This is a genomic window from Streptomyces sp. NPDC087845, assembly GCF_044742755.1.
Lineage (GTDB): Bacteria > Actinomycetota > Actinomycetes > Streptomycetales > Streptomycetaceae > Streptomyces.
The window spans coordinates 1,099,345-1,122,086 of sequence record NZ_JBIUVC010000001.1 but is presented as its reverse complement, the minus strand read 5'-3'; the positions used below and the strand labels follow the sequence as shown (position 1 = coordinate 1,122,086).

The window sequence follows — 22,742 nt, the reverse complement described above, 5'->3', positions numbered from 1 at the left end:
CCTTCCGAGGGCGGGTTCCCGCCCGTCCCCGGAAGGCCACCATGACCTCCAGCGCCGCCCCCTCCGCCATATCCCCCGCCCACCCCGTCCTGGCCGAGGTCGTACGGTCCGGTTTCGTGGAGGGCCGCCACCGGGGTTCGCTGGTCGTCCTGGCCGCCGACGGCAGTGTGGAGCGGGTCCTGGGCGATCCGGCGGCGCCGGTCTTCCCGCGCTCGTCCAACAAGCCGATGCAGGCCGCGGCCGTGCTGCGGGCCGGCCTCGATCTGTCCGGGGAGCGGCTGGCGCTGGCCGCCGCGAGCCACTCCGGCGAGGGCTTCCACCTCGAACTCGTCCGCACGATGCTGGCCGAGCACGGACTGACGCCGGATGATCTGCAGACCCCGCCCGATCTGCCGCTGGACCCGGCGGAGGCGGAGGCGTATCTCGCCGCCGGCCACGTCCGGGACCGGATCGCCATGAACTGCTCGGGCAAGCACGCGGCGATGCTCGCGGTGTGCGCGCTGAACGGCTGGGACCGGGCGTCCTACCTCGACCCCTCGCACCCGCTCCAGCAGCTGGTCCACCAGGTGGTCGAGGAGGCGGCCGGCGAGCCGGTCGCGGCGGTCGGTACGGACGGGTGCGGGGCGCCGCTGATGGCGATCAGCCTGGTGGGCCTGGCACGGGCCTTCCGCTCGTTCGTACGGGCGGAACCGGGAACGGCGGAGCGCCGGGTCGGGGACGCGATGCGGGCCCACCCCGAATACGTGGCCGGAACGCGGCGCCCCGACACCTGGCTGATGCGGGAGGTGCCGGGCACGCTCTCGAAGATGGGCGCGGAGGCGGTGCAGGCGGTGGCGCTGGCGGACGGCCGGGCGCTGGCCTTCAAGATCGACGACGGCGCCACGCGGGCGCTCGGCCCGGTGCTGGCCCAGTCGCTGCGCCTGCTCGGCATCGACGCCCCGGTGGTCTCCCGGATCGGACGCGCGCCGCTGCTGGGCGGCGGCGGTGAGGTGGGCGAGATCAGGGCGGCCTTCTGACCGGATTCCGCGGCGCGGGAAGCCGGATTCTGCGGCGTGGGAAACCGGATTCTGCGGCGTGGGAAACCGGATTCTGCGGCGTAAGAAAATCGGACGACATCCGGTGGGCCGGTGCCTAGCGTGGGGCGCATGCGTCCTGACGTCCGTACGATCACCGAATCCGAATTCCCCGACTGGCTGCGGTCCCTGAACACCGGCTTTCTGCGTCCGCCGGCGGTGACGGACGAGGAGGTCGCCAACCGCCTCCCCCACAACGACCTGGACCGGACGCAGGGTGCGTTCGACGGCGGGCGGTGCGTGGCCACGTTCCGCTCGTTCGCGCAGGAGCTGACGGTCGTCGGCGGTGCCACGGTGCCGGCCGACGCGGTCTCCAACGTCACGGTGTCACCGACGCACCGCCGTCGCGGGCTGCTCAGCCGGATGATGGCCGCGGATCTGGCGGCGGCGAAGGAGCGCGGCGAGGTCGTCGCCACGCTGATCGCCGCCGAGTACCCGATCTACGGGCGGTACGGCTTCGGCCCGGCGGCATGGGCCACCGAGTGGGAGATCGACGTACCGAGGGCGGGCCTCGACCCGCGCTGGTCGGGCCCCTCCGCGCAGGACGGCGGCCGGATCGACCTGGTGAGCGGCGCGGACGTACGCAAACTGGGCCCGGCCCTCCACGACCGGCTGCGCGCCCGGCAGCACGGTGTGGTCAGCCGCGACGCACGCTGGTGGGAACTGAACACCGGCGAGAACCTGCCGGGACCCTCGACCTGGACGGAACCCTTCTACGCCGTCTACAGCAACGCGGACGGCGAGCCCGACGGCCTGATCGCCTACCGCGCCGACGACAACTGGAGCGACGCCAAGCAACCGCTGAACCGTGCCACGGTGCTCGGGCAGATCGCCGTCACCCCGGCCGCGGAGCGCGCGCTGTGGCACTTCGTCTGCTCGATCGACTGGATCACCACGGTCCGCACCGGCAGCCGCGCCCCCGACGACCTGCTTCCCCTTCTCCTCCCGGACCCGCGCGCGGCCCGCATCGTGACGCAGGCGGACTGGCTGTGGGTGCGCGTCCTGGACGTCGTACGCGCACTGGAAGCCCGTACCTACGCGGCATCCGGCGCGCTGACCCTGGACATCCACGACGCCACCGGCTTGACCACGGGCCGCTACCGTCTGGAGGCCTCCCCGTCCGGCGCGTCCTGCGCCCCTACCTCGTCCGCAGCCGATCTCGCCCTGGATGTGCGGGAGTTGGGGACGCTGTATCTGGGCGACGAGTCTCCGGTCCGGCTGGCGGCCCTGGGCCGGATCGAAGAACTCACGCCGGGTGCCGTGACGCTGGCGGAGGGGATGTTCCGGGCGGCTCGGCGGGCCTGGTGCCCGGATGTGTTCTGAGGCGAGCCGGGGCTGTCCGTTTCCGCCCGTCGTCGGGTGAGCGGGACGCAGGAGCAGGAGCAGGAGCAGGGGGCGACGGCTCGGCCCGCCCCGCTCGCCGGCCGGCACCCTCTGCATGGGCACCGTGCCCTTCCGGCCGCCGGCGTCCGGCCCCGTCCGGCGCCTGTGTGCCCGCTCCGGGACGTCACGTCCGATTGAGGTCAAGGCGTACGCTTCAGGGTCATGAGCGGAGAGACACCCGGCCCCGGGACGGCCCCGCACGCGGGCCCCGCGCACGCTGCGGACCCCGTGCCGCACGCGCCGATGAGCCTGCGTGAGCGGAAGAAGCAGCTGACGTACCAGGCGGTGTCCGATGCCGCGATCGCGATGTTCCTGGAGCGGGGCTTCGACAAGGTCTCGGTGGCGGAGGTGGCGGCCGCCGCGGACATCTCCAAGCCGACGCTGTTCCGGTACTTCCCGGCCAAGGAGGACCTGGCCCTGCACCGGTTCGCCGACCACGAGGACGAGGCGGCCCGCGTGGTCGCCGCCCGCGCGGACGGCGAATCCCCCCTGGACGCCCTGCGCCGCCACTACCTGGACGGCCTGGAGCGGCGCGACCCGGTGACCGGGCTCTGTGACGTCCCTCAGGTGCTGGCGTTCATGGCGTTGCTGTACGGGACGCCGTCCCTGGTGGCCCGCATGTACGCCTACCAGGGCCGCTCGGAGGCGGCGCTCGCCCGCGCGCTGGGCGACCGGGTGCGGGACAGACTGGCCGCGGGCCAGATCATCGCCGTCCTGCGCATCCTGGCCCTGGAGAACTGGCGGCGCATCGACGCGGGGGAGACCGCGGACCAGGTGTACGCAAGCGCGGTCGAGGCCGCCGAGCTTGCCTTCGTGCAGCTGCGGTCGGGGCTCGGGGCGGAGTAGCGGGCGGAACGGTGGGCGACTCAGGTGATCCGCCAGGTGATCCGCCGGGCGTGGGGCGCCGGCCGCTCAGGGGCGAGCGTCCTGGCCGTGCAGTACCGCCTCGGCGATCTCGCGTACGCGGTCGCGCGTGATGCCGGTGCGTTGTTCCACGGCGAGCGGGTGGTCGGTGGGCTCCAGTTCGATCCGGGGGCGCAGGCCGATCGGGCGGGTGTGGGCGTTCGTCTTGAGGTTGGTCGTGCGGGGCGAGTAGAGCCCCAACTCGGTGCTGAGCCACCCGAAGTACGGCTGCTCGGACTCCCGGCCGGGGGTCTCCCACACGTCGAGGGCGCGGCCGAAGTTCTCCCGGCTGAGCGAGACCCAGACGCCCCAGGAGAACGGCTCCTCGCTGCCGAGGACAGGTATCTCGATCAGGCCCTTGATGAAGTAGTGCTCGTGTCTGACGATGCACTGGTCCGAGGAGAGCATGCTGTCGGGATCGTTCTCCAGGCTCGCGTCCCAGACGTCGGGTGCCATGGTCGAGTACCCCATCGGGAGTTCCGCGTGGTGTTCGCCGCAGCAGGTGCAGGTGTAGCCGGGGTCGATAGCCATGGGCGGGATCCTAGGCCCTGCGGTCCCGGGGATGCCGGGCGTTCCGCACCCGGCCGCCGGGGGACGGCGGACGCCGCGCGGTGACGGACGTACGGGGGGCGACGCGAACCGGCCGGTTTCCCGGCGGGTCGCCGTCGGCCGGTCCGTCCGGTGCGGTCACTCCCCGGCCGGCAGGTGCCAGTGCCGTTGCGTACAGCCGGGTGGCCCGGTACCCGGCTTCTGCTCGGTGACGTCCTGCGCGGTCATGGCGCTACTTGCGACGCCCGAGCAGCGTCATGTCCTCGTCGTCGAGAACCAGTCGACCGGCGGCCATGTTCTCCTCCAGGTGGGCGAGCGAAGCGGTGCCGGGGATCTGGACGACCGAGGGCGAGCGGGCCAGCCCCCACGCGATGGCGACCTGGAACGCCGTCGCGCCGTGCCGGTCCGCGACCTTCCGGAGGTTCGCGCCGGCGAGCTCGGTGTGCCCGCCGCCGAGCGCGAAGAACGGCATGTACGCGATGCCGGCGTCCGCGCACTCGTCGACGAGTGCGGCGTCCGCCTGGTCGAGCACACCGAACCGGTTCTGTACGGCGGCGACCGGCGCGATCGACCGCGCCTCCGCGAGCTGCTCGCGCGTCACATTGCTGACGCCGAGCTGCCGGATCAGCCCCTCCTCGCGCAGCGCGGCCAGCACGGCGAACCGTTCGCCGATCGACTCCGCGACCTCCGAACCCAGCCGCCCCACCCGCAGATTCACCAGGTCGAGGGCCTCGACCCCGAGACCCTCCAGGTTCCGCTCCACCTCCCCGCGCAACTGATCGGGGCGGGCCTCGGCGTACATCTCACCGGTCTCGTCCCGCAGCGGGCCGACCTTGGTGGCGATGGTGACGTCGGCGGGGTACGGGTGCAGGGCCTCGCGCAGGAGGTCGTTGGCGCGGTGGGTGCTGGAGAAGTAGAACGCGGCGGTGTCGATGTGCCGCGCCCCGAGCTCGACGGCGCGCCGGGCCACGGCCACGGCGTTCGCGGTGTCACCGGCGGGCCCGCTCCACCGCCCCGGCAACTGCATTGCGCCGAAGCCGAGTCGCGGGACGGTGACGGTGCCGCCCAGCTCGAAGGTGCCGGGGCCGGGGGCGGGAGCGGAGGAAAAGTCGGAAGGGGAGCCGATCGGTGAGGAGGTCATGGGGGCAGCATGGCTGACGAAGGACCGGATCAGCACATTCATTTCCTTCGGGCTTTCGGGCCGGGACTACCGTGAGGCAATGGTCCCCGCACCGGTCCCCGAACCGATCCCCGCACCGGTCCCCGCCCCGCGAGTCTTCCCGCCCCACCCGATCCGGGGCGTCCAGGCGACGTACGCCCGCCAGGCCGGCTGTCCCTCCGACTTCGCGCAGGTCGTCGCGGACTTCGAGCCCTGGGAGGAGGGCGTCGCGTTCGAGGCCGCCGACACCGCGTCCGTCAACGGCCGGTCGGCGGAGGAGATCGCCTCGTTCCACGAGGGCTTCGTCGAAGGCGTACGCGAGGAGCTCGCCGGTCTCGTCGGCCGCGAGTCCGGAACGGTCGTCGCGGTGGCCGTCGTCCTGCGGCGTATCAAGGTGCACGAAATCGACTCCCACCGGGGGGCGTTCCGGGAAGCCGGACGCGTCGCCGTGCGCAACGCCCTGGTGCGGGCCTACGGGCCACCGCCCAGGCCCAAGCGCCGCCGCGGATGAGGACGGGGCGCACACCGCAGACGGGGCGCACACCGTAGACGGGGCGCGCACCCGTAGACGGGGCGCGCACCCGTACCGGACCTCAGGATTCCGTGGCCGGCCCGCCTACTCGACGACCCGTACGCGCGGCCGGCTGTCCGGCGGGCGGGGGGTATCCCCACACCACATGGGCCCGCTGCCCGGATCGATCGGTGGTTCGCGAGCGTGCAGGCTGGGCGCGTCCGGATTTCCGGTGCGGCCGGCAGGTCGCAGCATCAGGAGGGTTCCCCCATGACCGATCGTTCCCGTCGGCCTCGTTGTGTTCGCGCCCCGTCGTCGCTCCGGCCGAAGCGGGGGGTGGCCATGGTGGCGGTGATGGCTGCGGCGCTGGCCGTGGGCGGCACGCTGCCCGCGTCCGCGGTACAGGCCCGCGGCTCCGGGGATGCCGTACGGCAGGGGCTGGAGCGTCTGGTGCACGAGGACGAGTACCCCGCCGCTCTGGCCGCCGCCGTCGGCCGCGACGGGCACGCCCGCAACTACACCGCCGGAGTCGCGGACTTGAGGACCGGGGCGAAGGTGCCGGTCGACGGGCAGGTGCGGGCGGGGAGCAACACCAAGACGTTCACCGCCGTGGTCGTCCTGCAACTGGTCGGCGAGGGCAAGGTCGCGCTCGACGCCCCGGTCGAGAAGTACCTGCCGAACCTGGTGCGGGGCGAGGGCATCGACGGCCGCCGCATCACGGTACGTCAGCTGCTCCAGCACACCAGCGGACTGCCGAACTACACCGACTACGCCGGCGACCTCACCGGCACGGGGCGGCACACGTACGTTCAGCCCCGCGCCCTTCTCGACATGGCGCTGGCGCACAAGGCGCTGTTCGCCCCCGGGACCAGCTGGTCGTACAGCAACACCAACTACGTCCTGGCCGGCCTGCTCATCGAGAAGGTCACCGGCCGCCCGCTGGCCGAGGAGATCACCCACCGGGTCATCGACCGCATCGGGCTGCGCCGCACCTACTTCCCCGGCGTGGGGGACGAGCGCATCCGGGGGGCCCACCCCCAGGGCTACTTCGCGGCGAAGCCCGGGGAGCCGCTGGAGAACATCACGGAGTTCGACCCTTCCTGGGCATGGGCCGCCGGGCAGATAATCTCGACCCCCGGCGACCTGAACCGTTTCTTCTCCGCCCTGCTCGGCGGCAGGCTCCTCAAGCCCGCTCAGCTCGCCCAGATGCGCACTACCGTCGAGGTCCCGGAGGGAGGCATGTGGCCCGGGGCCCGGTACGGACTCGGTGTGGTCAGCACCCCGATGAGCTGTGGCGGTCTGGCGTGGGGGCACGGAGGTGACATCCCCGGCTACCAGACGCGCACCGGTGTCACCGATGACGGCCGCGCCGTCACGATCGCCGTCACCGCCGACGGGCCGCGGGTGGAGCAGGGGCCCGCCGATGTCCTGGATCTCGTCGACGCCGCCCTCTGCAGGTAGCCTCCGGTGTTCTTCCGGCGCGTGCGGCTCCCTGCCGTCGGCGGCTCCGGGGGGATCCGCCCACGACGCCTCGGCCGCTCAGACCCCGGAAATTGCCGCACGCAGGCGTGCACCCGTTGCGGCGGCCTCCTCGTCCGTGACGGACAGCACGCCGTTCTCGGTCATCAGCGCGTGAAACTGCTGGTGCGCATACGGGGTACCCGCCGGGAGGCCGGCGATGTGCCAATGAAGATGTGAATTCCCCTGCTGGCTGCCGAGGGACAGCAGATACGTGCGCTCGGGCTTCACGACCGCCTCCACCGCCAGCGCCACCTTCCGGACCACCGACATCAGCCGCAGGTAGGCGAGCTCGTCCAGATCGCGGACAGCGTGCTCGATGTGAGCCTTCGGGGCCACGAGCACCTTTCCCGGCACGGTCGGATACCGGTCGAGAAAGGCGACGTGCTCGTCGTCCTCGTACACCGTGACATGCGCGGACCCAGGGGCACCCGCCACGAACGCACAGACGAAGCACGGGCCGTCGCGCACTCTGGACTCGTACGCCTCAAGGTCGTGGGATCGCCGCTCCGGTGCCACGCTGTCTCCTCTTCGTCGATGGTTCGGACCTCGGGCGTGCAGACCTGCTGATGGTGGCTCAGCGGTGTCGATCAAGGTTCCCTGCGTTCTTCCCCGGGGCTGGGCGAACCTGTCGTACGGCCGTCCCGTCCCGTCCTGTCCCGTTCAAGGCGAGGCGGCAGGGCGGCGCTCCGGCCCGGATGCCTACGGGCGAACGAGCCGCCGGGTGCTCGGCCGGCTCGCTCAACCCGGGGCTTCCCGTCACGATCCCTCGGGCTTGCGGGCGAGGAAGAAGGCTTGCCGGCCCTGCCGGGGCTTCTCGCTCTCGTCGGGTTCGCGGACCATCCGGGCGGTCATGCCGAAGCCTGCTTCGCCCATGAGGCCGGCGACATGATCGGGGGACATCCAGTAGACGTCGAGCGACAGTTCGTGTCCGTATGCCTGGTCCAGGTGCCGAAGCCGGTCCCCGGCCTTGAACGCCAGGAGCATGTGGCCGCCCGGGGCCAGTACCCGGTGGCACTCGGCGAACACGGTCGGCAGCAGCTCCGGTGGGGTGTGGACGGTGGAGTACCAGGCGATGACACCACCGAGAGCCGTCCTTCAGATCCAGTCCGGTCATCGACCCCTCTTCGAACCGGAGGCCCGGGTGCGTCCGGCGGGCGACCGCGATCATCTCGGGTGACAGGTCGATGCCGAACGCGTCCACTCCGAGTGAGTGGAGGTGGGCCGTGATGTGTCCGGGGCCGCAGCCGAGGTCGGCGACCGGCCCGGTGCCCGGCGCCTGCGCCTGCACGAAATCGGAGAAGGCGGTGAGCATCGCGCGGTTCAGCGGTTTGGCGTTCAGTTCGTCGCGGAGGAGTCTCTCGTAGTCGACGGCGACGATGTCGTAGGCCGTCCGTGTGGCGTGCAGATAGGTCGCTTCGGTCTCGGTCACGACCGATGACGGTAGCCTCGTTCCTCCCGTTCCCGCCGCTCATTTCCGGCCGGGCGCGGGTGGAGCGAGACTCCGTCTGCCCTGCTCGGCCCGGGAGTTGGGCACAGGTACCCCTCTCCGTGGCCGCAGGCGTTGCGGAAGCCGTCCGAAGCCGCATGCCCTGCCGTGGTCGCCGACTGGTGCGGGACCCGCAAGGTGGTTGTCGTCCGGCCGGCGATGCGGACCTGGGCGGCCGGAGTTCGGCGCGCCGATTCGGGTCACGTGGGGCTCCGCGCTTCGGGGCCCATGACCGAGTGGGACAGATCGTCGGCGGCCGGTGTCGAGCTCAACCATGGGCAGCCCTCCGCCGAGAGGACGTGGACGTCCGGACCGGACGTCCAGACCGGACAGTCAGGCTGGACAGCCCTACAGCGACATCCAGCCAGGCAGTAGATCAGAAACGGTTCGCAGTCGCGGAGGGTGGAGCGAGACGGGGGCGGGCAGACCGTCTCGCTCAATCCGAGGCGGTCTGCGCCGGGTTGGCGGCGACCAGCAGCGCGGCGAGCAGGACGGGGGCAGCTGTCTGGTACCCGATCCACACCTCACCCCCGGCGCTGCCGCCCTGCCACGCGATCAGGAGGCCGGCAAGGGCCGCCAGGACCCAGCCGCCGTCGTAGGCGACCATGAGCCGCATGCAGGTGCGCATCGGGCGGCTGCGGGCGCACCCGATCTCGATCCCGCCCCCGATCAGCAGGGCCACGCCGGAGACGATCATCAGCCAGGCGGGCACGCCGAGCAGACGGCCGAGCGGGGCGGCGCCGGTGATGTAGACAGCGGCGAGCACTACCTTGACCACGCCATCGGCGATGATCCCCGCCGTCCGGAGTGTGACTGCTGGTGCCACGATCTGGGCCATGAGCGTTCCTCCCTGAGCACGTCCTGACCATTTCGATAACGAGATTACGGTAATAATTTCATTATGAGAATGTCGAGAGCAGAGACCAAGGAGCGCAACCGCCGCGCCTTGCTGGATGCCGCGTTCCACGTCGTCTCCCGGGACGGGCACCGGGCCAGGCTCGAAGAGATCGCCGAACGGGCAGGCCTGACCACCGGTGCCGTCTACTCGCTGTTCGGGAGCAAGAACGGCCTGGTCGTCGCCCTGGTCGCCGACTACCTGCGGCCGCACTACGACGAGATCGAGCAGGTGGTTCCCGCCGGGCTGGATCTGCTTGAAGCGGTCGATGCCTTTGCCCGGTACTACCGGCGTAGCTGTGACGACCCCGACGCGCGTTCCCGCCTGTCGCTCCAGATCACCATGCTGGGCATGGCCCTGCACGACCCGGACCTGGGGGCCCGGCTCGCCACGTCCGTCCGGTCGCAGGAGAACCACCTGATCGCACTGTTCGCCGGGAGATCGCACAACGGGGACGTCGTGACGCCGCATCAGGCGCAACGCCTGACCACCGCACTCAGGGCGCTGTTCGTCGGCCTCAGCCAGGGCGTCACTCTCGGTCTCGCCCATGGCGTCGACGAGCAGTACTTCGCCGCCGCTGCCCGCGCCTTGGCGTCCGACATGTCCCTCATCGATCACGTCGGGACGTGACAGATGCGCACGACCGGATGCCTCACGAAGATGCCTCACAAGGACTCGGACCGCCTCGCCCTCGGAGAGGCGGGACGGTGACAGTCCTGTCCCATCTGAAGTGGCTGCGTACTACTTGGGCTGCGTGTTGGCGGCCTTCTCCGTACAACTGCGGGCGACGGTATCGGCGAAGGACCGGGCGAGCGGGGTGAGGGCGTCCCAGCGGCGGACGGCCCAGCCGACCGGGAGCGGGGGCAGGTCGGGGAGGGGAACGAGACGTAGAGGGCCGTCACCGGGTACCTGCCGGCCGGGCAGGACAGGCACGACGGCGTGACCGAGGCCGAGCTCTGCCAACAGGAGGGCGGTGTCCCAGTCGGCGACGCTGGTGTCGGAGCTGCTCCGGACGCCGAGCTCGGCGAACGCGGCGTCGAGGCGGGCACCTGAGGTGGAGTTCTGAGGGAGCCGGATGAGGCTGATGTCGGTGAGTTCGGCCGTGCTGACACAGGGCCGGCCCGCGAGCGGATCGTCGGCGCGGACCGCCAGTACCCAGGGCAGGGTGACGACGGGGCGCTGCTCGATACCGCGCACCGGGCCGTCGATCGTGACCCAGGCGAGGTCCAGGTTGCCGGCGGTGAGGGCGTCGAAGCAGTTGCGGCTGGAGGTCTCCGTCCGGAACTCCAGACTGACCCTCGGGTAGCGCTGACGGAAGGCGACGACGGCCTCGGACATGAAGTGCCGCACGGTTGTTCCGCCCGTGGTGACGCGCACGGAGCCGCTGTTGCCGTCGGCGAGGTCCCCGAGACGCCGCAGGGCCAGATCCAGACCGGCGATACTGCCCGAGGCGGCATCGCACAAGACGCGCCCCGCGTGTGTGGGCACGACGCCTCGTGGCTGGCGCTCCAGGAGGCTCACACCGGTCTCTCGCTCCAACCGCTTCACATGCTGGCTCACCGCTGACTGCGTGCGGTCCAGCTCCCGGGCGACGGCGCTGAGGCTTCCCGCCCTGCACACGGCCACGAAGACGCGCAGGTCCTCCAAAGTCATAAACCCCAAGCTATAGCTTGGGTATAGCTAGAAATCCATAGGATTGACTGGGGTTACGGGGTCCAGGATGATCAGTGCAGGGCCCAGGCGGCAACCCGTCCGGCGCTTTCGCAGGGTCCGGACCACAGGCGAAGGCGCGGACGGGTGTCGACCCCGCGCGACGGAAGGACACGGCCGCGTACCGGCAGCCCTGCCTCGAACTCCACCGCTGCCGCCTCCGCAGGCGATTGTCGGTGCTCACCTCCGGCATCACGCCGGCCGACTTCGAATCGCTCCGCCCTCGACCAGGCGCATCAACCTGGTTTGATCCCCGCATGACGGATTGGTCGCAACTCAGCCACGCCTACGGCTCGGCAGAAGACATGCCCACCCTGTTGGGCCGGATCGCACGGGAACCGGAACCCGAGCTCTGGAGCGACCTGTGGTCAGCACTGTGCCACCAGGGCAGCGTCTACTCGGCCAGCTTCGCGGCGCTGCCCTGGCTGGCCGACGTAGCCGGCAGTGACGACCGCGAGCAGGCGGTGAACGCCCTGACCCTGGCAGGCGCGATCATGGCGGGCGCCGAGCAGCAGCACGGGGCCGGCGACGTCCGTACGCATCACGCGGTGGAGGTCGAGAGCCTCCTGGCGGCAGCGAAGCAGCACCTCCGGATGACATCCGATCGCATCGACTACATCCACCTGCTGGAAGCCATGCTGGGCTTCGAAGGCGTCGTGGGCTGGAGCGAAGATCTGGCCCAGGGGCTGGGGAACGAGGAGTACGAGGTCGACTGCCCCGGCTGCGAGGCCGGCCTGTTCATCGTTCTCGGCGAGCGAGGATTCTTCTCCACCAGCGAGGACTACGCGCTCTCGGACGACGATGTCGAGGGGAGGCCCCTGCTCCCGGCGAACCCTGCCGATCTCGACGGCATCGGCCGACGCCTCCACGACATCGCCATCTCTGATGGCCAACACGAGGTCGCCCACGCGCTGACCCACGTATTCGGACACGCGACGTGCCCGGACTGCGAAACCGGCTTCTCCGTCGCCGACCAGGTCGGCGCCGACTGGCCAGCCTGAGGTTCCCCCGTTGTGCGGGAGATGCTGATCAGCTGGTCAGGGCGGGGCGGCGGGGGTTCAGTTTCACTTGTTCGGCCGTTGCCTGGTCGGCGTAGTGCTTCTCCTCGAACTCGCGAACGCGTCGACGACGCAGGTGTCCCCGATCAAGGGGAAGCTTCACCAAACCCCTCGTCCGAGTGATTGCACAGTCCGCCACGATCCCCCGTCGCTGGGCCGTGACTCTTACCTGCTGGGGCGAGGCGAGGGGCCTTCGGCAAGATTCATGGTGGCGGCGCAGGTCCGCACGGCCCGTGGACACCGGCCCCGACCTCGCTCACATTCGGCAAGAGCTGAGCGTCACGCCGGCGGCCGGGTGAGTTTGGTGGCCACGGCGTCGAGGACCCAGTCCAGGCCGGTTGCGAAGGATGTCTCGGCGTCCACGTCCGTGCCGTCGTACACGGCCTTGGCCAACGCCGGGAAGCGGCCGGTGGCCAGTATTCTCGTCACATGCGGGCCGTGGGCGCGCTGCCAGTCGTGCTTGGACAGGCCCGTGGCGTGCTCGGCCCGTAGGTTCGCGATCTCGCGCCTGATCGAGCCAATGAAGTAGGCGCTGACAGTCTCCACGGCGCGCATGACGGTGTCGACATCGGCGAGGCCGTCGAAGGCGGCCAGCGTGGTCTCGGTCACGGCGAGGCCGTTCGGACCCAGGGTCGGACGACCGCCGAGCAGGTCGGCCAGCCATTCGTGACGGAGAGCGGCCTGCCTGGTTCGATGGGCGAGGATACGCAGTGCCTCCCGCCAGTCACCGGGTTGTTCCTCGGGGAGAATCTCGGCCTGGACCTCGTCCACCATGAGGTCGAACAGCTCCTCCTTGGTGGAGATGTATCTGTACAGCCGCATCGGGCCGGCGTCCAGGCGGGCCGCGACCTTGCGCACCGACACCGCCTCCAGCCCGCCCTCGTCGGCCAGTGCGATGGCGGCGGCGACAATCCGCTCCCGGTCGAGCGGCACGGGGCGAGTCGGCGGTTCCGGCCGGTCCCAGACAGTCATGCTCACACCGTACCGTTGCGATGCACCGTATACGAGCAATACAGTGTATCGGTATGAGACACCGCATCGCAGTGGTCGGGAGCGGTCCTGCCGGCCTCACCTTCGCCCGCGTCCTGCACCGTCATGGTCACCCGGTCGCCGTCCTCGAACGCGACCCCGCCCGGGACGCCCGCCCCCCGGGCGGCATCCTGGACCTGCACGAAGGGCTGGGCCAGCTCGCGCTGGACAAGGCGGGGCTGCTGGCGGAGTTCCAGGCGCTGTCCCGTCCCGAGGGGCAGGCCATGCGCATCCTGGACACGGACGGGACTGTCCTGCGCGACTGGCGACCCCGGCCGGATGACCGGGCCAATCCCGAGATCGACCGCGGGCAACTCCGTGACCTGCTGCTCGGCCCTCTCGACGTCCAGTGGGACCGGGGCGTGACGCAGGTGGTGCCGGGGACCCGGGATGGCGTACTGGTCCACTTCGCGGACGGGCGGCAGGAGACGTTCGACCTCGTGGTCGGCGCGGACGGCGCCTGGTCCCGGATCCGCCCGGCGGTCTCGTCGGCGACACCGCGCTACACCGGCGTCACCTATGTCGAGACTTCCCTCAACGACATCGACACCCGCCACCCCGACCTCGCCCGGCTGATCGGCGACGGTTCCGTAGCTGTGTACGGCGTGAACCGCGCGCTCGTCGCCCAGCGCAACAGCGGCGGCCACGTCAAGGTGTACGCCCAGTTCCGCGCGCCGCTGGACTGGCACACGAACCTGGACCTGGCCGACGTCGAGGCCGTGCGATCGAGCCTGCTGGCTCTGTTCGACGGCTGGGCCGCTCCCGTCCTCGACCTCCTCCGCCACGGCACCGCTTTCGTCCACCGCCCCCTCTACGTCCTGCCCGTGTCCCACACCTGGACCCACGTCCCCGGGGTGACGCTACTGGGCGACGCCGCCCACCTGATGCCCCCATTGGGGGCGGGCGCGAACCTCGCGATGCTGGAAGGCGCCGAACTCGCCGAGTCCATCGCCACCGGCCCTGAAGATCTGGACGAGACCGTCCGCGCCTTCGAGGAACAGATGTGGGCACGGGCCGGCAGGTGGGCGAAGATCACGACGGCCGGTCTGGAACGCCTCGTGAGCCCGGACCCCGCCGAAGCCCTCGCCCTCTTCGACCAAGTCCAGCCATCCTGACCGCCAAGCGCGAGAGCATCAGCACCAGCAGCTCGCCACGGCTTCACGGGACAGAACGGCAGCGCCGCAGTCCCTTCCGGCAAAGCCACCGTTAGACGAACGCACGGACGCCTGCACCGAGCGCAACCCTCAACCCGCTACCGCCACTGGTCCGATCCTCCTTGCGGGCCGGTGAAGCAACTCGCTGCGCAGGTCGTCCGGGACCCGTTCACTTCACAATGCAGACCCGGCGGGAAACCGCAGATGGACCGGGAACGGACAGGGACGGTGGCGAGGCGCAGGGGCCGTCCGAGTGGTGTGGCGCACTTTTGCAAGCGAGTGCTTGCAAAAGTTAGCAAGGGTGGCGCACCATCGGGGCATGGCATCCCTCAACGTCGGCAATCTCGGTGAGTACCTGCGCGAGCAGCGGCGCAACGCGCAGCTGTCGCTGCGGCAGCTCGCCGACGCCGCCGGGGTGTCCAATCCCTACCTCAGCCAGATCGAGCGCGGGCTGCGCAAGCCGAGCGCCGAGGTGTTGCAGCAGGTGGCCAAGGCGCTGCGGATCTCCGCCGAGACCCTTTACGTGCGGGCCGGGATTCTGGATGAGCGGGAGCGGGAGGAGCTGGAGACGCGGGCGGTGATTCTGGCCGACCCGTCCATAAACGAGCGGCAGAAGAGTGTTCTGCTGCAAATCTACGACTCCTTCCGCAAGGAGAACGGGTTCGAGCCCGGACCGGAATCCGGCGAAGGAGCCGGATCGGAGACCGGCGGCGAGTCCGCATCGGGTGCCGGTGCCGATGGCCCCCACAAGGCCGACGGCAGCGACGCCGACACGGCTTCAAAGCCTTCAAAACCCTCACACTGAGTCTGATGATCCGGGAGGACCACAGTCATGGCCATCACCGATGACCTGCGCAAGACCCTCACCGACCCGACCCCCCTCTACTTCGCCGCCGGTACGGCCGACATCGCCGTCGAGCAGGCGCGCAAGGTCCCGGCGCTGATCGAGCAGCTGCGGGCCGAGGCGCCGGAGCGTATCGAGGCGGTACGCAACACCGACCCCAAGGCCGTGCAGGAGAAGGTGGCCTCGCAGGCCAAGGAGGCGCAGGCCACTGTGCAGGCCAAGGTCACCGAGGTGATCGGGTCGTTCGACAGCGATCTGCGGAAGCTGGGCGAGAGCGCCCAGGACCTGGCGCTGCGGAGTCTGGGCGTGGCCGCGGAGTACGCGGTGCGGGCCCGGGAGACGTACGAGAAGGTCGCCGAGCGCGGCGAGCAGACCGTCAAGAACTGGCGTGGTGAGACGGCCGACGAGATCGTCGAGATCGCCGTCGTCGTCGAGCCGCGCAAGGAGTCCCGGCCGACAGGCACTGCGAAGCCGGCTCCGGCCGCCAAGCCCGGTCCGGCGGCGAGGCCCGGTCCGGCGGCCAAGTCCGGTCCGGCCAAGCCCGCGCCCGCCCCGAAGGCGGTCAAGCCGGAGAGCAAGGCTCCGGCCGCGCCCGCCAAGAAGGCTCCCGCGCGCAAGCCCGCCGCGAAGAAGACCACTCCGCCGACCGCGAAGTAGGGTCCCGGCGCCCCGGCCGGCGTGGGTACCGGGGCGCGGGGTGGGCACCTTTCGGGGTGCCCGGCTCGTTGTCCCGGTACCTTGGCCGCGAGGCGCTCATCCATTTATTAGGCGGTGCACACCATGTTGCTCACAGGATTCAGCACACTCGTCTGGCTGCTCTACATGGTCATGCTCGTCCTGGCCGTGGTCGCTCTGATCATGGCGGCGATGGCCCGCGAGGACGCCTACCGGGCCGCGGACAAGCAGAAGAAGTCCTTCTGGCTGATCATCCTCGGTATCACCGTCGCCGTGAATCTCTTCGTGCCGATGCTGTTCCTGCAACTCGCCGGAGCCGTCGCGTCCATCGTCTTCCTGGTGGACGTACGGCCCGCGCTGCAGGCGGTCTCGGGTGGCGGCGGCCGGCGCGGTGGTTCCAGCAGTGACGGGCCGTACGGGCCCTACAACGGCGGGCGCTGAGCGCTCGCGGCGGGCGTCGGCGGTGTCGGTTCGGGGCGGGGGCGCGGGATGCTCCGGCCCCGTTCGCCGTTCGCGCCCCGGCGGCTGTGCTCCTGGTCGCGGTCGAGCAGCAGGACCGCGACGTCGTCGGTCAGTTCGCCGCCGTTCAGCTCCCGTGCCTCGGTGACCGCCGCGTCCAGGAGGGCGTCGCCGGTGAGCCCCTCCGCCAGCCGGCGGTTGATCATCGCGACCATGCCGTCCTGGCCGAGTCGCTGCGTACTGTCGGGCCCGACGCGCCCCTCGATCAGCCCGTCCGTGTACATCATCAGGCTCCAGGAGCCGCCGAGGTCCACCTGCCGGCGCGGCCATGGGGTGTCCCCCGCCCGCAGAGCCCGCGGAAGGGCGTCGCGCGGCAGCAGGCCGAGGGCCGGACCGCCGTCCTCGTGGGGGAGAAGGTGCGCGGCCCGTCCGTGCCGGGCGATCAGCGGGGCGGGATGGCCCGCCAGGCAGAGGCCGGCGCGTCGGCCGTCGGCCGCGATGTCGACGGTGCAGAGCGTCGCGAAGATCTCCTCGCTCTCCCGCTCGTGTTCCAGGACCTGCTGGAGTGTGGAGAGCAGTTCGTCCCCGCAGAGCCCGGCCAGGGTCAACGCCCGCCACGCTATGCGCAGTTCCACCCCGAGCGCCGCCTCGTCCGGGCCGTGTCCGCAGACGTCGCCGATCATCGCGTGGACGGTGCCGTCGGGTGTGCGGACCGTGTCGTAGAAGTCCCCGCCGAGCAGCGCGCGGCTGCGGCCGGGGCGGTAGCGGGCCGCGAAGCGCAGATCGGAGCCGTCGAGCAGCGGGGTGGGGAGCAGTCCGCGTTCGAGGCGGGCGTTCTCCTGGGCGCGCAGCCGGGACTCGGTGAGCTGGTGCTGGGCGATGTCGGCGCGCTTGCGTTCGACGGCGTACCGGATGGCGCGGCTGAGGAGCAGTCCGTCGAGTTCGCCGCGCGAGAGGTAGTCCTGGGCGCCGACCCGCACCGCCTCGGCGGCCAGCTCGGCGTCGTCCTGCGCGGTGAGGGCGAGGACGGCGTGGTGCGGGGCGATCCGCAGCACGTGCTTGAGGGTGGCGAGCCCGTCGCCCCGCTCGGCTCCTTCCGCCCCTTCGGGTCCGGTGGAGCGCGCCTCGCTGCCGGTGGGCAGGGCCAGGTCCAGCAGGATGCAGTCCACGTCGTCGGTGAGGAGCCGGCCCGCCTCGGTGAGGTTGCGGGCGGTACGGACGCGGACCCGCGTGCCGGCCGCTGCCGGGAGCTCGGGAACGGTGAACGTGCCCGCCGGGTCGTCCTCGATCACCAGGAGGGTGAGGTGGGCGCCGTGGGAGGTCTCCGCAGTGGGAACGGCGTGCTGCCGCGGTTCGGGTACGGGCATCGGTTCGGGTTTCCTTCCCTCCCCCCGAGGGCGCGGCGGAACGACGATCGACGATCCGCCAGACGGGGACCATAGCGGTCCGCGGCGGGGGAACGGAATGGCGTGCCGCAGCCGGCCGCTGTCCTATGCACCGGCATAAGCCGCGTCAGGTCACGGATCCGGCGAGATGCGCGGGGGCGGGGGCGGATGTCCGGGCATGACAAAGGTCACGCGGGGCGGTGGGGGCGGGTGGCGCGGGTCACTCCCGTGGGGCGCGGGGTGCGGGCCTTGGGGTGTCAGGGGCGGAAGGGGCGGAGTGGCGTCCCTGGCCGTCGGCGTCGGGGTACCGGGAGGAGAGGGCGTCCGCGTGGGCGCTTCGTCCTCGATCGTCGATCGCCGGGCGGGCTCGGTTCGACCCCTCCGGGTTCGGTCCGCCCGCCCGGGAGGCGCCCCTACTTGTCCGGGCGTACGACTCCGAGGATCTGCATCGAGCCCGCGCCCGCCAGCGTGACGTTGCGGCCGGGGCGGGGGGAGTGGACGATCGCGCCGTCGCCGACGTACATGCCCACGTGGCTGGCGTCGCTGTGGTAGATGATCAGGTCGCCGGGGCGCATGTCCTTGATGGCGATGTGCGGCAGCAGCCGCCACTGCTCCTGCGAGGTGCGCGGGATCGGCCGGCCCGCCGCCGCCCAGGCCTGTGACGTCAGTCCCGAGCAGTCGTACGAACGGGGGCCCTCGGCACCCCAGCGGTACGGCTTGCCGATCTGCGAGGTCGCGAAGGCCACCGCCTTCTTCCCGCTCGCGCTCGCTTCGCGGTTGATGTCCTTCAGGGCGCCGGAGCTCAGCCAGGCCGTCTGCTGTTTGTACTCGGCTTCCTGTTCCAGCTCGAGCAGGCGGGCCCGCTCCTCCTTCTTCAGCCGGGATTCCAGCTTCTTCGCCGCGGCGATCTGCGCGTTGATCTCCTTCTTGGCCGCGGCCTGCTTGAGGCGGCCGGCTTCGAGCTTCTTCCAGTTGGTGCTCGCGTCCTGGGTGTACGTCTCCAAGTCCTGCTGGGTCCTGGTCAGTTCGCCGAGGACGCCCTGAGCGGCCTGCTGGCCCTCCCTGACCCGGTTCACCCCGTCCAGGAACAGCTGCGGGTCGTCGCTGAGCATCAGCTGGGCGCCGGGCGGCAGTCCGCCGCTGCGGTACTGCTCGCGGGCCTGGGCGCCCGCCTGGTTCTTGAGCTCGGCGATCTTCGCCTGGCCCTCGACTATGGCCCGGGCGAGCTTGACGATCTCGCCGGACTGCTTCTTGGCCTTCTCCTCGGCGAGGTTGTACGCGTCGGTCGCCGCCCCGGCCTTGCGGTAGAGGGCGTCGATCTCCTCGCGCACCTCTTCGAGGGTCTTCTTCGGCTTCGCCGCCTCGGACCCGGAGGCGGGCTGCGACGCGGAGGGGGGCGGGGGCGCGGGCGCGGCGAAAGCCTGCACCGGCGCGGTGAGTACGGTCAGTGCGCAGACCAGAGTGATCGCGGCTGCGGCACAGTGACGTCGGTTCACGAGATCCCCCTCCGAATGAATCCGATGAATCCTATGAATTTGATGGATCGGATAGACCTGATGGATCAGATATATCTGATTTACCGTCAGTAACTTTTGCCGATGACGAGATCGTGCCATGCCGTACCGAAAAGCAACAGAGGCGCACTCCTGCTGTCCTGACGGTCACACGGGTCGGCCGACGCCCCGGGGATCGCTCCCCACGCCCCGGGAATCGCTTCCCCTCGTCTGGACGAACGATGCCCCGTCCCCGTTCCCGCCCGCCTCCTCGTACAGGGGTTCGCCGGACCTGTTCAGCGCGTGTTGGGCTGTCGGTCGGGCTGGAGGGCGGCCCATTTCACCGTGACTTCGCCCTGGCGCCACCGCCGTACCCCGTCCGCCAGCGGCCAGTCGGCCGACAGCGACCGCACCGCGGTGATCCAGCGCTGCCGGGCTCCCAGTGAGGCGTACGGGGCGGCCGCGGCCCATGCCCGGTCGAAGTCCCGCAGGAAGGCGTGGACCGGTTCGCCCGGCACATTGCGGTGGATCAGTGCCTTGGGCAGGCGTTCCGCGAGGTCGGAGGGGCGCTCCAGGGAGCCGAGCCGGGTCGCGAACGTCACCGTGCGCGGGCCCTCCGGGCCGAGCGCCACCCATACGTGCCGGCGGCCGATCTCGTCGCACGTCCCCTCCACCAGGAGCCCGCCCGGCGCGAGGCGGCCGCACAGCCGCTGCCACACTGCGGCGACCTCGTCCTCGTCGTACTGGCGCAGCACGTTTGCCGCCCTGATGAGGTCGGGGCGCACGGGGAGCGGGATCTCGAAGCCGCCGTGCAGGAAGGTGAGGCCCTCGCGTTCGTACGGTTTCGCCGCCGCGACCCGCTCCGGGTCGATCTCGATGCCCGCCACCTGCGTGCGCGGCTCGGCGGTGCGCAGGCGCTGGAGCAGCTCGACGGCCGTCCAGGGCGCGGCGCCGTACCCGAGGTCGACGGCGACGGGGGCGTCGGCGCGGCGCAGGGCCGGGCCATGGGTGGCGGCGATCCAGCGGTCCATGCGGCGGAGCCGGTTCGGGTTGGTGGTCCCGCGGGTCGCGGTGCCGATGGGGCGCATGACACCGAGCGTAACGATGCCGCGGGGGCGGGAGGCGGTGCGGGGCCCGGCCCGCTGCCCGGCCCGGCGCGCGACCCCCTCACCGTAATGATTTGGTAAAGCGGAAATGAAAGGAGGCATTCCACTGTTGCAGCCCCTTGCAAGGGGCTTGAGTCCCTTCGCCGTCATGCCCTGAATGAGGAGGACCGGACGACGTGAGCCAGTACGTCTCCCGGCTCGGCAGCAGCCGCGTCGCGCCGCGCCTCAGGTTCCCCGCCGCCTTCCCCGGCGGCCACCGCAAACCCCGCCGTATCGCGATGCTCTCCGTGCACACCTCACCGCTGCACCAGCCGGGCACGGGTGACGCGGGCGGCATGAACGTCTACATCGTGGAGCTGGCCAGGCGTCTCGCCGCGATCAACATCGAGGTCGAGATCTTCACCCGGTCCACCACCGGTGGGCTGCCCCCGGCGGTCGAGCTGGCCCCCGGTGTCCTGGTCCGGCACGTCGACGCGGGACCGTACGAGGGTCTGGCCAAGGAGGAGCTGCCCGCCCAGCTCTGCGCCTTCACGCACGGCGTGATGCAGGCGTGGGCCGGCCAGCGCCCCGGCTACTACGACCTGGTCCACTCCCACTACTGGCTCTCCGGCCACGTCGGCTGGCTCGCCGCCGAGCGCTGGGGCGTCCCGCTCGTCCACGCCATGCACACCATGGCCAAGGTCAAGAACGCGTCGCTCGCGGAGGGCGACACCCCCGAGCCCGCCGCCCGCGTCATCGGCGAGACACAGATCGTCAGGGCGGCCGACCGGCTGATCGCCAACACCGCCGAGGAGGCGGACGAGCTCGTCCGCTTCTATGAGGCGGATCCCGGGTCCGTCGCCGTCGTCCACCCCGGGGTCAACCTGGACCGCTTCCGCCCCGCCGACGGCCGCGCCGCGGCCCGGGCGCGGCTCGGGCTGCCGAAGGACGCCCTGGTCCCGCTCTTCGCCGGCCGCATCCAGCCGCTGAAGGCCCCGGACGTGCTGCTGCGGGCCGTCGCCGCCCTGCTGGACCGCGATCCCTCGCTGCGCTCCCGGACGGTCGTACCGGTCGTCGGCGGCCCCAGCGGGAGCGGGCTCGCCAAGCCGGAGGGGCTGCAGAAGCTGGCGGCGCGGCTGGGCATCGCCGATGTCGTACGGTTCCAGCCGCCGGTCGGGCAGGACCGGCTCGCCGACTGGTTCCGGGCCGCGTCCGTGCTGGTCATGCCCTCGCACAGCGAATCCTTCGGCCTGGTCGCCATCGAGGCCCAGGCGTCGGGCACCCCGGTCGTCGCGGCGGCCGTGGGCGGTCTCCCGGTGGCGGTGCGGGACGGGGTCAGCGGCTTCCTGATACCCGGGCACGACCCGCAGGCGTACGCACAGGCGCTGGCCCGGTTCGCCGATGCGCCGGAACTGGTCGCCCGGATGGGGGCCGCGGCCGCCGCGCACGCCCAGCGCTTCGGCTGGGACACCGCCGCGGCCGCGACCGCCGACGTGTACACGGCCGCGATGTACGAACACCGCCGTCGCGTACGCTCGCACCATGGCTGACGCACCCGGTACGGCGGCGACGACGCAGGTCGCGCAGGTCATCGAGGCGGCCCTGGCGGACGCCGGGCTCGAATGGGAGAGCCCCGAACCCGGTGGCTACGTCGTCCAGCTGCCCGGCACGCGCAAGCTGTCCACCACCTGCTCGCTGCGGGTCGGCAAGCACTCGCTCTCCCTCAACGCCTTCGTCGTCCGCCACCCGGACGAGAACGACGCGGCGGTCCACCGCTGGCTGCTGGAGCGCAACCTCCGCCTCTTCGGCGTGAGCTACGCGATCGACCGGCTCGGCGACATCTACCTGGTCGGCAAGTTGCCGCTCTCCGTGGTCACCCCGCAGGAGCTGGACCGGCTGCTCGGCGCGGTGCTGGAAGCGGCCGACGACTCCTTCAACACCCTGCTGGAGCTGGGTTTCGCGAGCGCGATCCGCAAGGAGTACGAGTGGCGGGTGTCGCGCGGCGAGTCCACCAGGAATCTGGACGCGTTCACGCATCTGACCCAGCGCCCGGTCGGCTGATCTCCGTGCGAGGCTCGACCGGCCGGACCGGTCGGCCTTCCTCCTGACTCTCCCTGTCTGCAACTTTCCCGGCCCGCGTTTTTTGCCCGCATTTTCTTCGGTGCGCGACCTCTTTCGCCGTGCCGGGGCACCGTGGCATGCTCACCGCCGACGCAGATATGAACATCGTTCACATGCATGAAGGGCGGCTCGGGTTCATGGCGACCAGGGAAAACATGCGGAACGTAGGGAACATCAGCAGGCGCGGACTGCTCGGCAGCGCGGTGGCCGTCGTCGCGGCGACGGCCACCGGCGCCCTCGGCGGCGGCT

22 protein-coding genes and 1 pseudogene are annotated in these 22,742 nt (G+C 71.1%); 13 read left to right on the top strand and 10 right to left on the bottom strand.

Annotated elements, in window-relative coordinates:
- The first annotated feature begins 41 nt into the window (after positions 1-41).
- The 3 genes from ACIOMQ_RS05150 to ACIOMQ_RS05140 all read left to right on the top strand — a co-directional run bounded on the left by ACIOMQ_RS05150 (position 42) and on the right by ACIOMQ_RS05140 (position 3,302).
- Positions 42-1,016 carry an asparaginase gene (locus ACIOMQ_RS05150; protein ID WP_362206417.1) on the top strand — a complete coding sequence of 325 codons (975 nt, stop codon included), beginning with the start codon at positions 42-44 and terminating at the stop codon, positions 1,014-1,016.
- Between the two features lie 129 nt (positions 1,017-1,145).
- Positions 1,146-2,396: a GNAT family N-acetyltransferase gene (locus ACIOMQ_RS05145; protein ID WP_401262795.1), complete on the top strand. Its 1,251-nt coding sequence runs from the start codon at positions 1,146-1,148 to the stop codon at positions 2,394-2,396.
- A gap of 222 nt (positions 2,397-2,618) precedes the next feature.
- A complete protein-coding gene (locus ACIOMQ_RS05140) occupies positions 2,619-3,302 on the top strand; it encodes a TetR family transcriptional regulator (RefSeq protein ID WP_401262798.1) in 684 nt (227 codons plus the stop codon).
- Between the two features lie 66 nt (positions 3,303-3,368).
- Here ACIOMQ_RS05140 and ACIOMQ_RS05135 read toward each other — a convergent pair whose 3' ends face one another.
- Entirely contained in the window at positions 3,369-3,890 is a 522-nt protein-coding gene (locus tag ACIOMQ_RS05135) for a DUF2199 domain-containing protein (protein WP_401262800.1), read from the bottom strand.
- 250 nt (positions 3,891-4,140) lie between these two features.
- Positions 4,141-5,049, bottom strand: coding sequence for an oxidoreductase (locus ACIOMQ_RS05130; RefSeq protein ID WP_402187885.1), 909 nt, complete (start codon positions 5,047-5,049; stop codon positions 4,141-4,143).
- On the opposite strand from ACIOMQ_RS05130, the gene ACIOMQ_RS05125 reads away from it, so the two are divergent.
- Positions 5,048-5,578 (top strand): hypothetical protein, encoded by a 531-nt coding sequence (locus tag ACIOMQ_RS05125; RefSeq protein WP_402187882.1) that lies wholly within the window; start codon positions 5,048-5,050, stop codon positions 5,576-5,578. The two genes, ACIOMQ_RS05130 and ACIOMQ_RS05125, sit on opposite strands and share 2 nt — an antisense overlap.
- 270 nt (positions 5,579-5,848) lie before the next feature.
- The gene (locus tag ACIOMQ_RS05120) at positions 5,849-7,039 is read left to right on the top strand and encodes a serine hydrolase domain-containing protein (protein WP_362206421.1); all 1,191 of its coding nucleotides are present in this window, start codon (positions 5,849-5,851) and stop codon (positions 7,037-7,039) included.
- A 78-nt stretch (positions 7,040-7,117) separates the two neighbouring features.
- Here ACIOMQ_RS05120 and ACIOMQ_RS05115 read toward each other — a convergent pair whose 3' ends face one another.
- From ACIOMQ_RS05115 to ACIOMQ_RS05105, 3 genes and pseudogenes are all read right to left on the bottom strand, one after another.
- Entirely contained in the window at positions 7,118-7,615 is a 498-nt protein-coding gene (locus ACIOMQ_RS05115) for an HIT family protein (protein WP_401758783.1), read from the bottom strand.
- A 240-nt stretch (positions 7,616-7,855) separates the two neighbouring features.
- Positions 7,856-8,528: pseudogene (locus tag ACIOMQ_RS05110) on the bottom strand (class I SAM-dependent methyltransferase).
- 493 nt (positions 8,529-9,021) lie between these two features.
- Positions 9,022-9,423, bottom strand: a complete 402-nt coding sequence (locus ACIOMQ_RS05105) for a hypothetical protein (protein ID WP_401262813.1) — start codon at positions 9,421-9,423, stop codon at positions 9,022-9,024.
- Positions 9,424-9,492: 69 nt separating this feature from the next.
- On the opposite strand from ACIOMQ_RS05105, the gene ACIOMQ_RS05100 reads away from it, so the two are divergent.
- The gene (locus ACIOMQ_RS05100; RefSeq protein ID WP_362206425.1) at positions 9,493-10,110 is read left to right on the top strand and encodes a TetR/AcrR family transcriptional regulator; all 618 of its coding nucleotides are present in this window, start codon (positions 9,493-9,495) and stop codon (positions 10,108-10,110) included.
- A 111-nt stretch (positions 10,111-10,221) separates the two neighbouring features.
- On the opposite strand, the gene ACIOMQ_RS05095 is transcribed toward ACIOMQ_RS05100, so the two are convergent.
- Complete coding sequence (locus ACIOMQ_RS05095; RefSeq protein WP_362206426.1) at positions 10,222-11,133, bottom strand: LysR family transcriptional regulator; 912 nt, start codon at positions 11,131-11,133, stop codon at positions 10,222-10,224.
- A 314-nt stretch (positions 11,134-11,447) separates the two neighbouring features.
- Here ACIOMQ_RS05095 and ACIOMQ_RS05090 point away from each other — a divergent pair, with 314 nt between their 5' ends.
- Positions 11,448-12,191, top strand: a complete 744-nt coding sequence (locus ACIOMQ_RS05090; protein WP_401936791.1) for a hypothetical protein — start codon at positions 11,448-11,450, stop codon at positions 12,189-12,191.
- A 336-nt stretch (positions 12,192-12,527) separates the two neighbouring features.
- Here the strand turns inward: ACIOMQ_RS05090 and ACIOMQ_RS05085 are convergent, their stop codons facing one another.
- Positions 12,528-13,220: a TetR/AcrR family transcriptional regulator C-terminal domain-containing protein gene (locus ACIOMQ_RS05085; protein ID WP_362206428.1), complete on the bottom strand. Its 693-nt coding sequence runs from the start codon at positions 13,218-13,220 to the stop codon at positions 12,528-12,530.
- Positions 13,221-13,273: 53 nt separating this feature from the next.
- On the opposite strand from ACIOMQ_RS05085, the gene ACIOMQ_RS05080 reads away from it, so the two are divergent.
- The 4 genes from ACIOMQ_RS05080 to ACIOMQ_RS05065 all read left to right on the top strand — a co-directional run bounded on the left by ACIOMQ_RS05080 (position 13,274) and on the right by ACIOMQ_RS05065 (position 16,391).
- A complete protein-coding gene (locus ACIOMQ_RS05080) occupies positions 13,274-14,392 on the top strand; it encodes an FAD-dependent oxidoreductase (RefSeq protein WP_401262821.1) in 1,119 nt (372 codons plus the stop codon).
- A 358-nt stretch (positions 14,393-14,750) separates the two neighbouring features.
- Positions 14,751-15,236: a helix-turn-helix transcriptional regulator gene (locus ACIOMQ_RS05075; protein ID WP_362206430.1), complete on the top strand. Its 486-nt coding sequence runs from the start codon at positions 14,751-14,753 to the stop codon at positions 15,234-15,236.
- A gap of 27 nt (positions 15,237-15,263) precedes the next feature.
- Entirely contained in the window at positions 15,264-15,932 is a 669-nt protein-coding gene (locus ACIOMQ_RS05070) for a hypothetical protein (RefSeq protein WP_362206431.1), read from the top strand.
- 123 nt (positions 15,933-16,055) lie between these two features.
- Positions 16,056-16,391: a DUF2516 family protein gene (locus ACIOMQ_RS05065; RefSeq protein ID WP_362206432.1), complete on the top strand. Its 336-nt coding sequence runs from the start codon at positions 16,056-16,058 to the stop codon at positions 16,389-16,391.
- Here ACIOMQ_RS05065 and ACIOMQ_RS05060 read toward each other — a convergent pair.
- From ACIOMQ_RS05060 to ACIOMQ_RS05050, 3 genes are all read right to left on the bottom strand, one after another.
- Positions 16,373-17,776 carry a PP2C family protein-serine/threonine phosphatase gene (locus ACIOMQ_RS05060; protein ID WP_402187878.1) on the bottom strand — a complete coding sequence of 468 codons (1,404 nt, stop codon included), beginning with the start codon at positions 17,774-17,776 and terminating at the stop codon, positions 16,373-16,375. The two genes, ACIOMQ_RS05065 and ACIOMQ_RS05060, sit on opposite strands and share 19 nt — an antisense overlap.
- A 431-nt stretch (positions 17,777-18,207) precedes the next feature.
- Positions 18,208-19,290: an NlpC/P60 family protein gene (locus ACIOMQ_RS05055; RefSeq protein WP_362206434.1), complete on the bottom strand. Its 1,083-nt coding sequence runs from the start codon at positions 19,288-19,290 to the stop codon at positions 18,208-18,210.
- A 293-nt stretch (positions 19,291-19,583) separates the two neighbouring features.
- The gene (locus tag ACIOMQ_RS05050; protein WP_362206435.1) at positions 19,584-20,375 is read right to left on the bottom strand and encodes a class I SAM-dependent methyltransferase; all 792 of its coding nucleotides are present in this window, start codon (positions 20,373-20,375) and stop codon (positions 19,584-19,586) included.
- A 194-nt stretch (positions 20,376-20,569) separates the two neighbouring features.
- On the opposite strand from ACIOMQ_RS05050, the gene mshA reads away from it, so the two are divergent.
- Complete coding sequence (mshA, locus tag ACIOMQ_RS05045; RefSeq protein ID WP_362206436.1) at positions 20,570-21,922, top strand: D-inositol-3-phosphate glycosyltransferase; 1,353 nt, start codon at positions 20,570-20,572, stop codon at positions 21,920-21,922.
- Positions 21,915-22,433 carry a YbjN domain-containing protein gene (locus ACIOMQ_RS05040; RefSeq protein WP_362206437.1) on the top strand — a complete coding sequence of 173 codons (519 nt, stop codon included), beginning with the start codon at positions 21,915-21,917 and terminating at the stop codon, positions 22,431-22,433. Before mshA ends, ACIOMQ_RS05040 begins: the two co-directional genes overlap by 8 nt.
- The last annotated feature ends 309 nt before the right edge of the window (positions 22,434-22,742 follow it).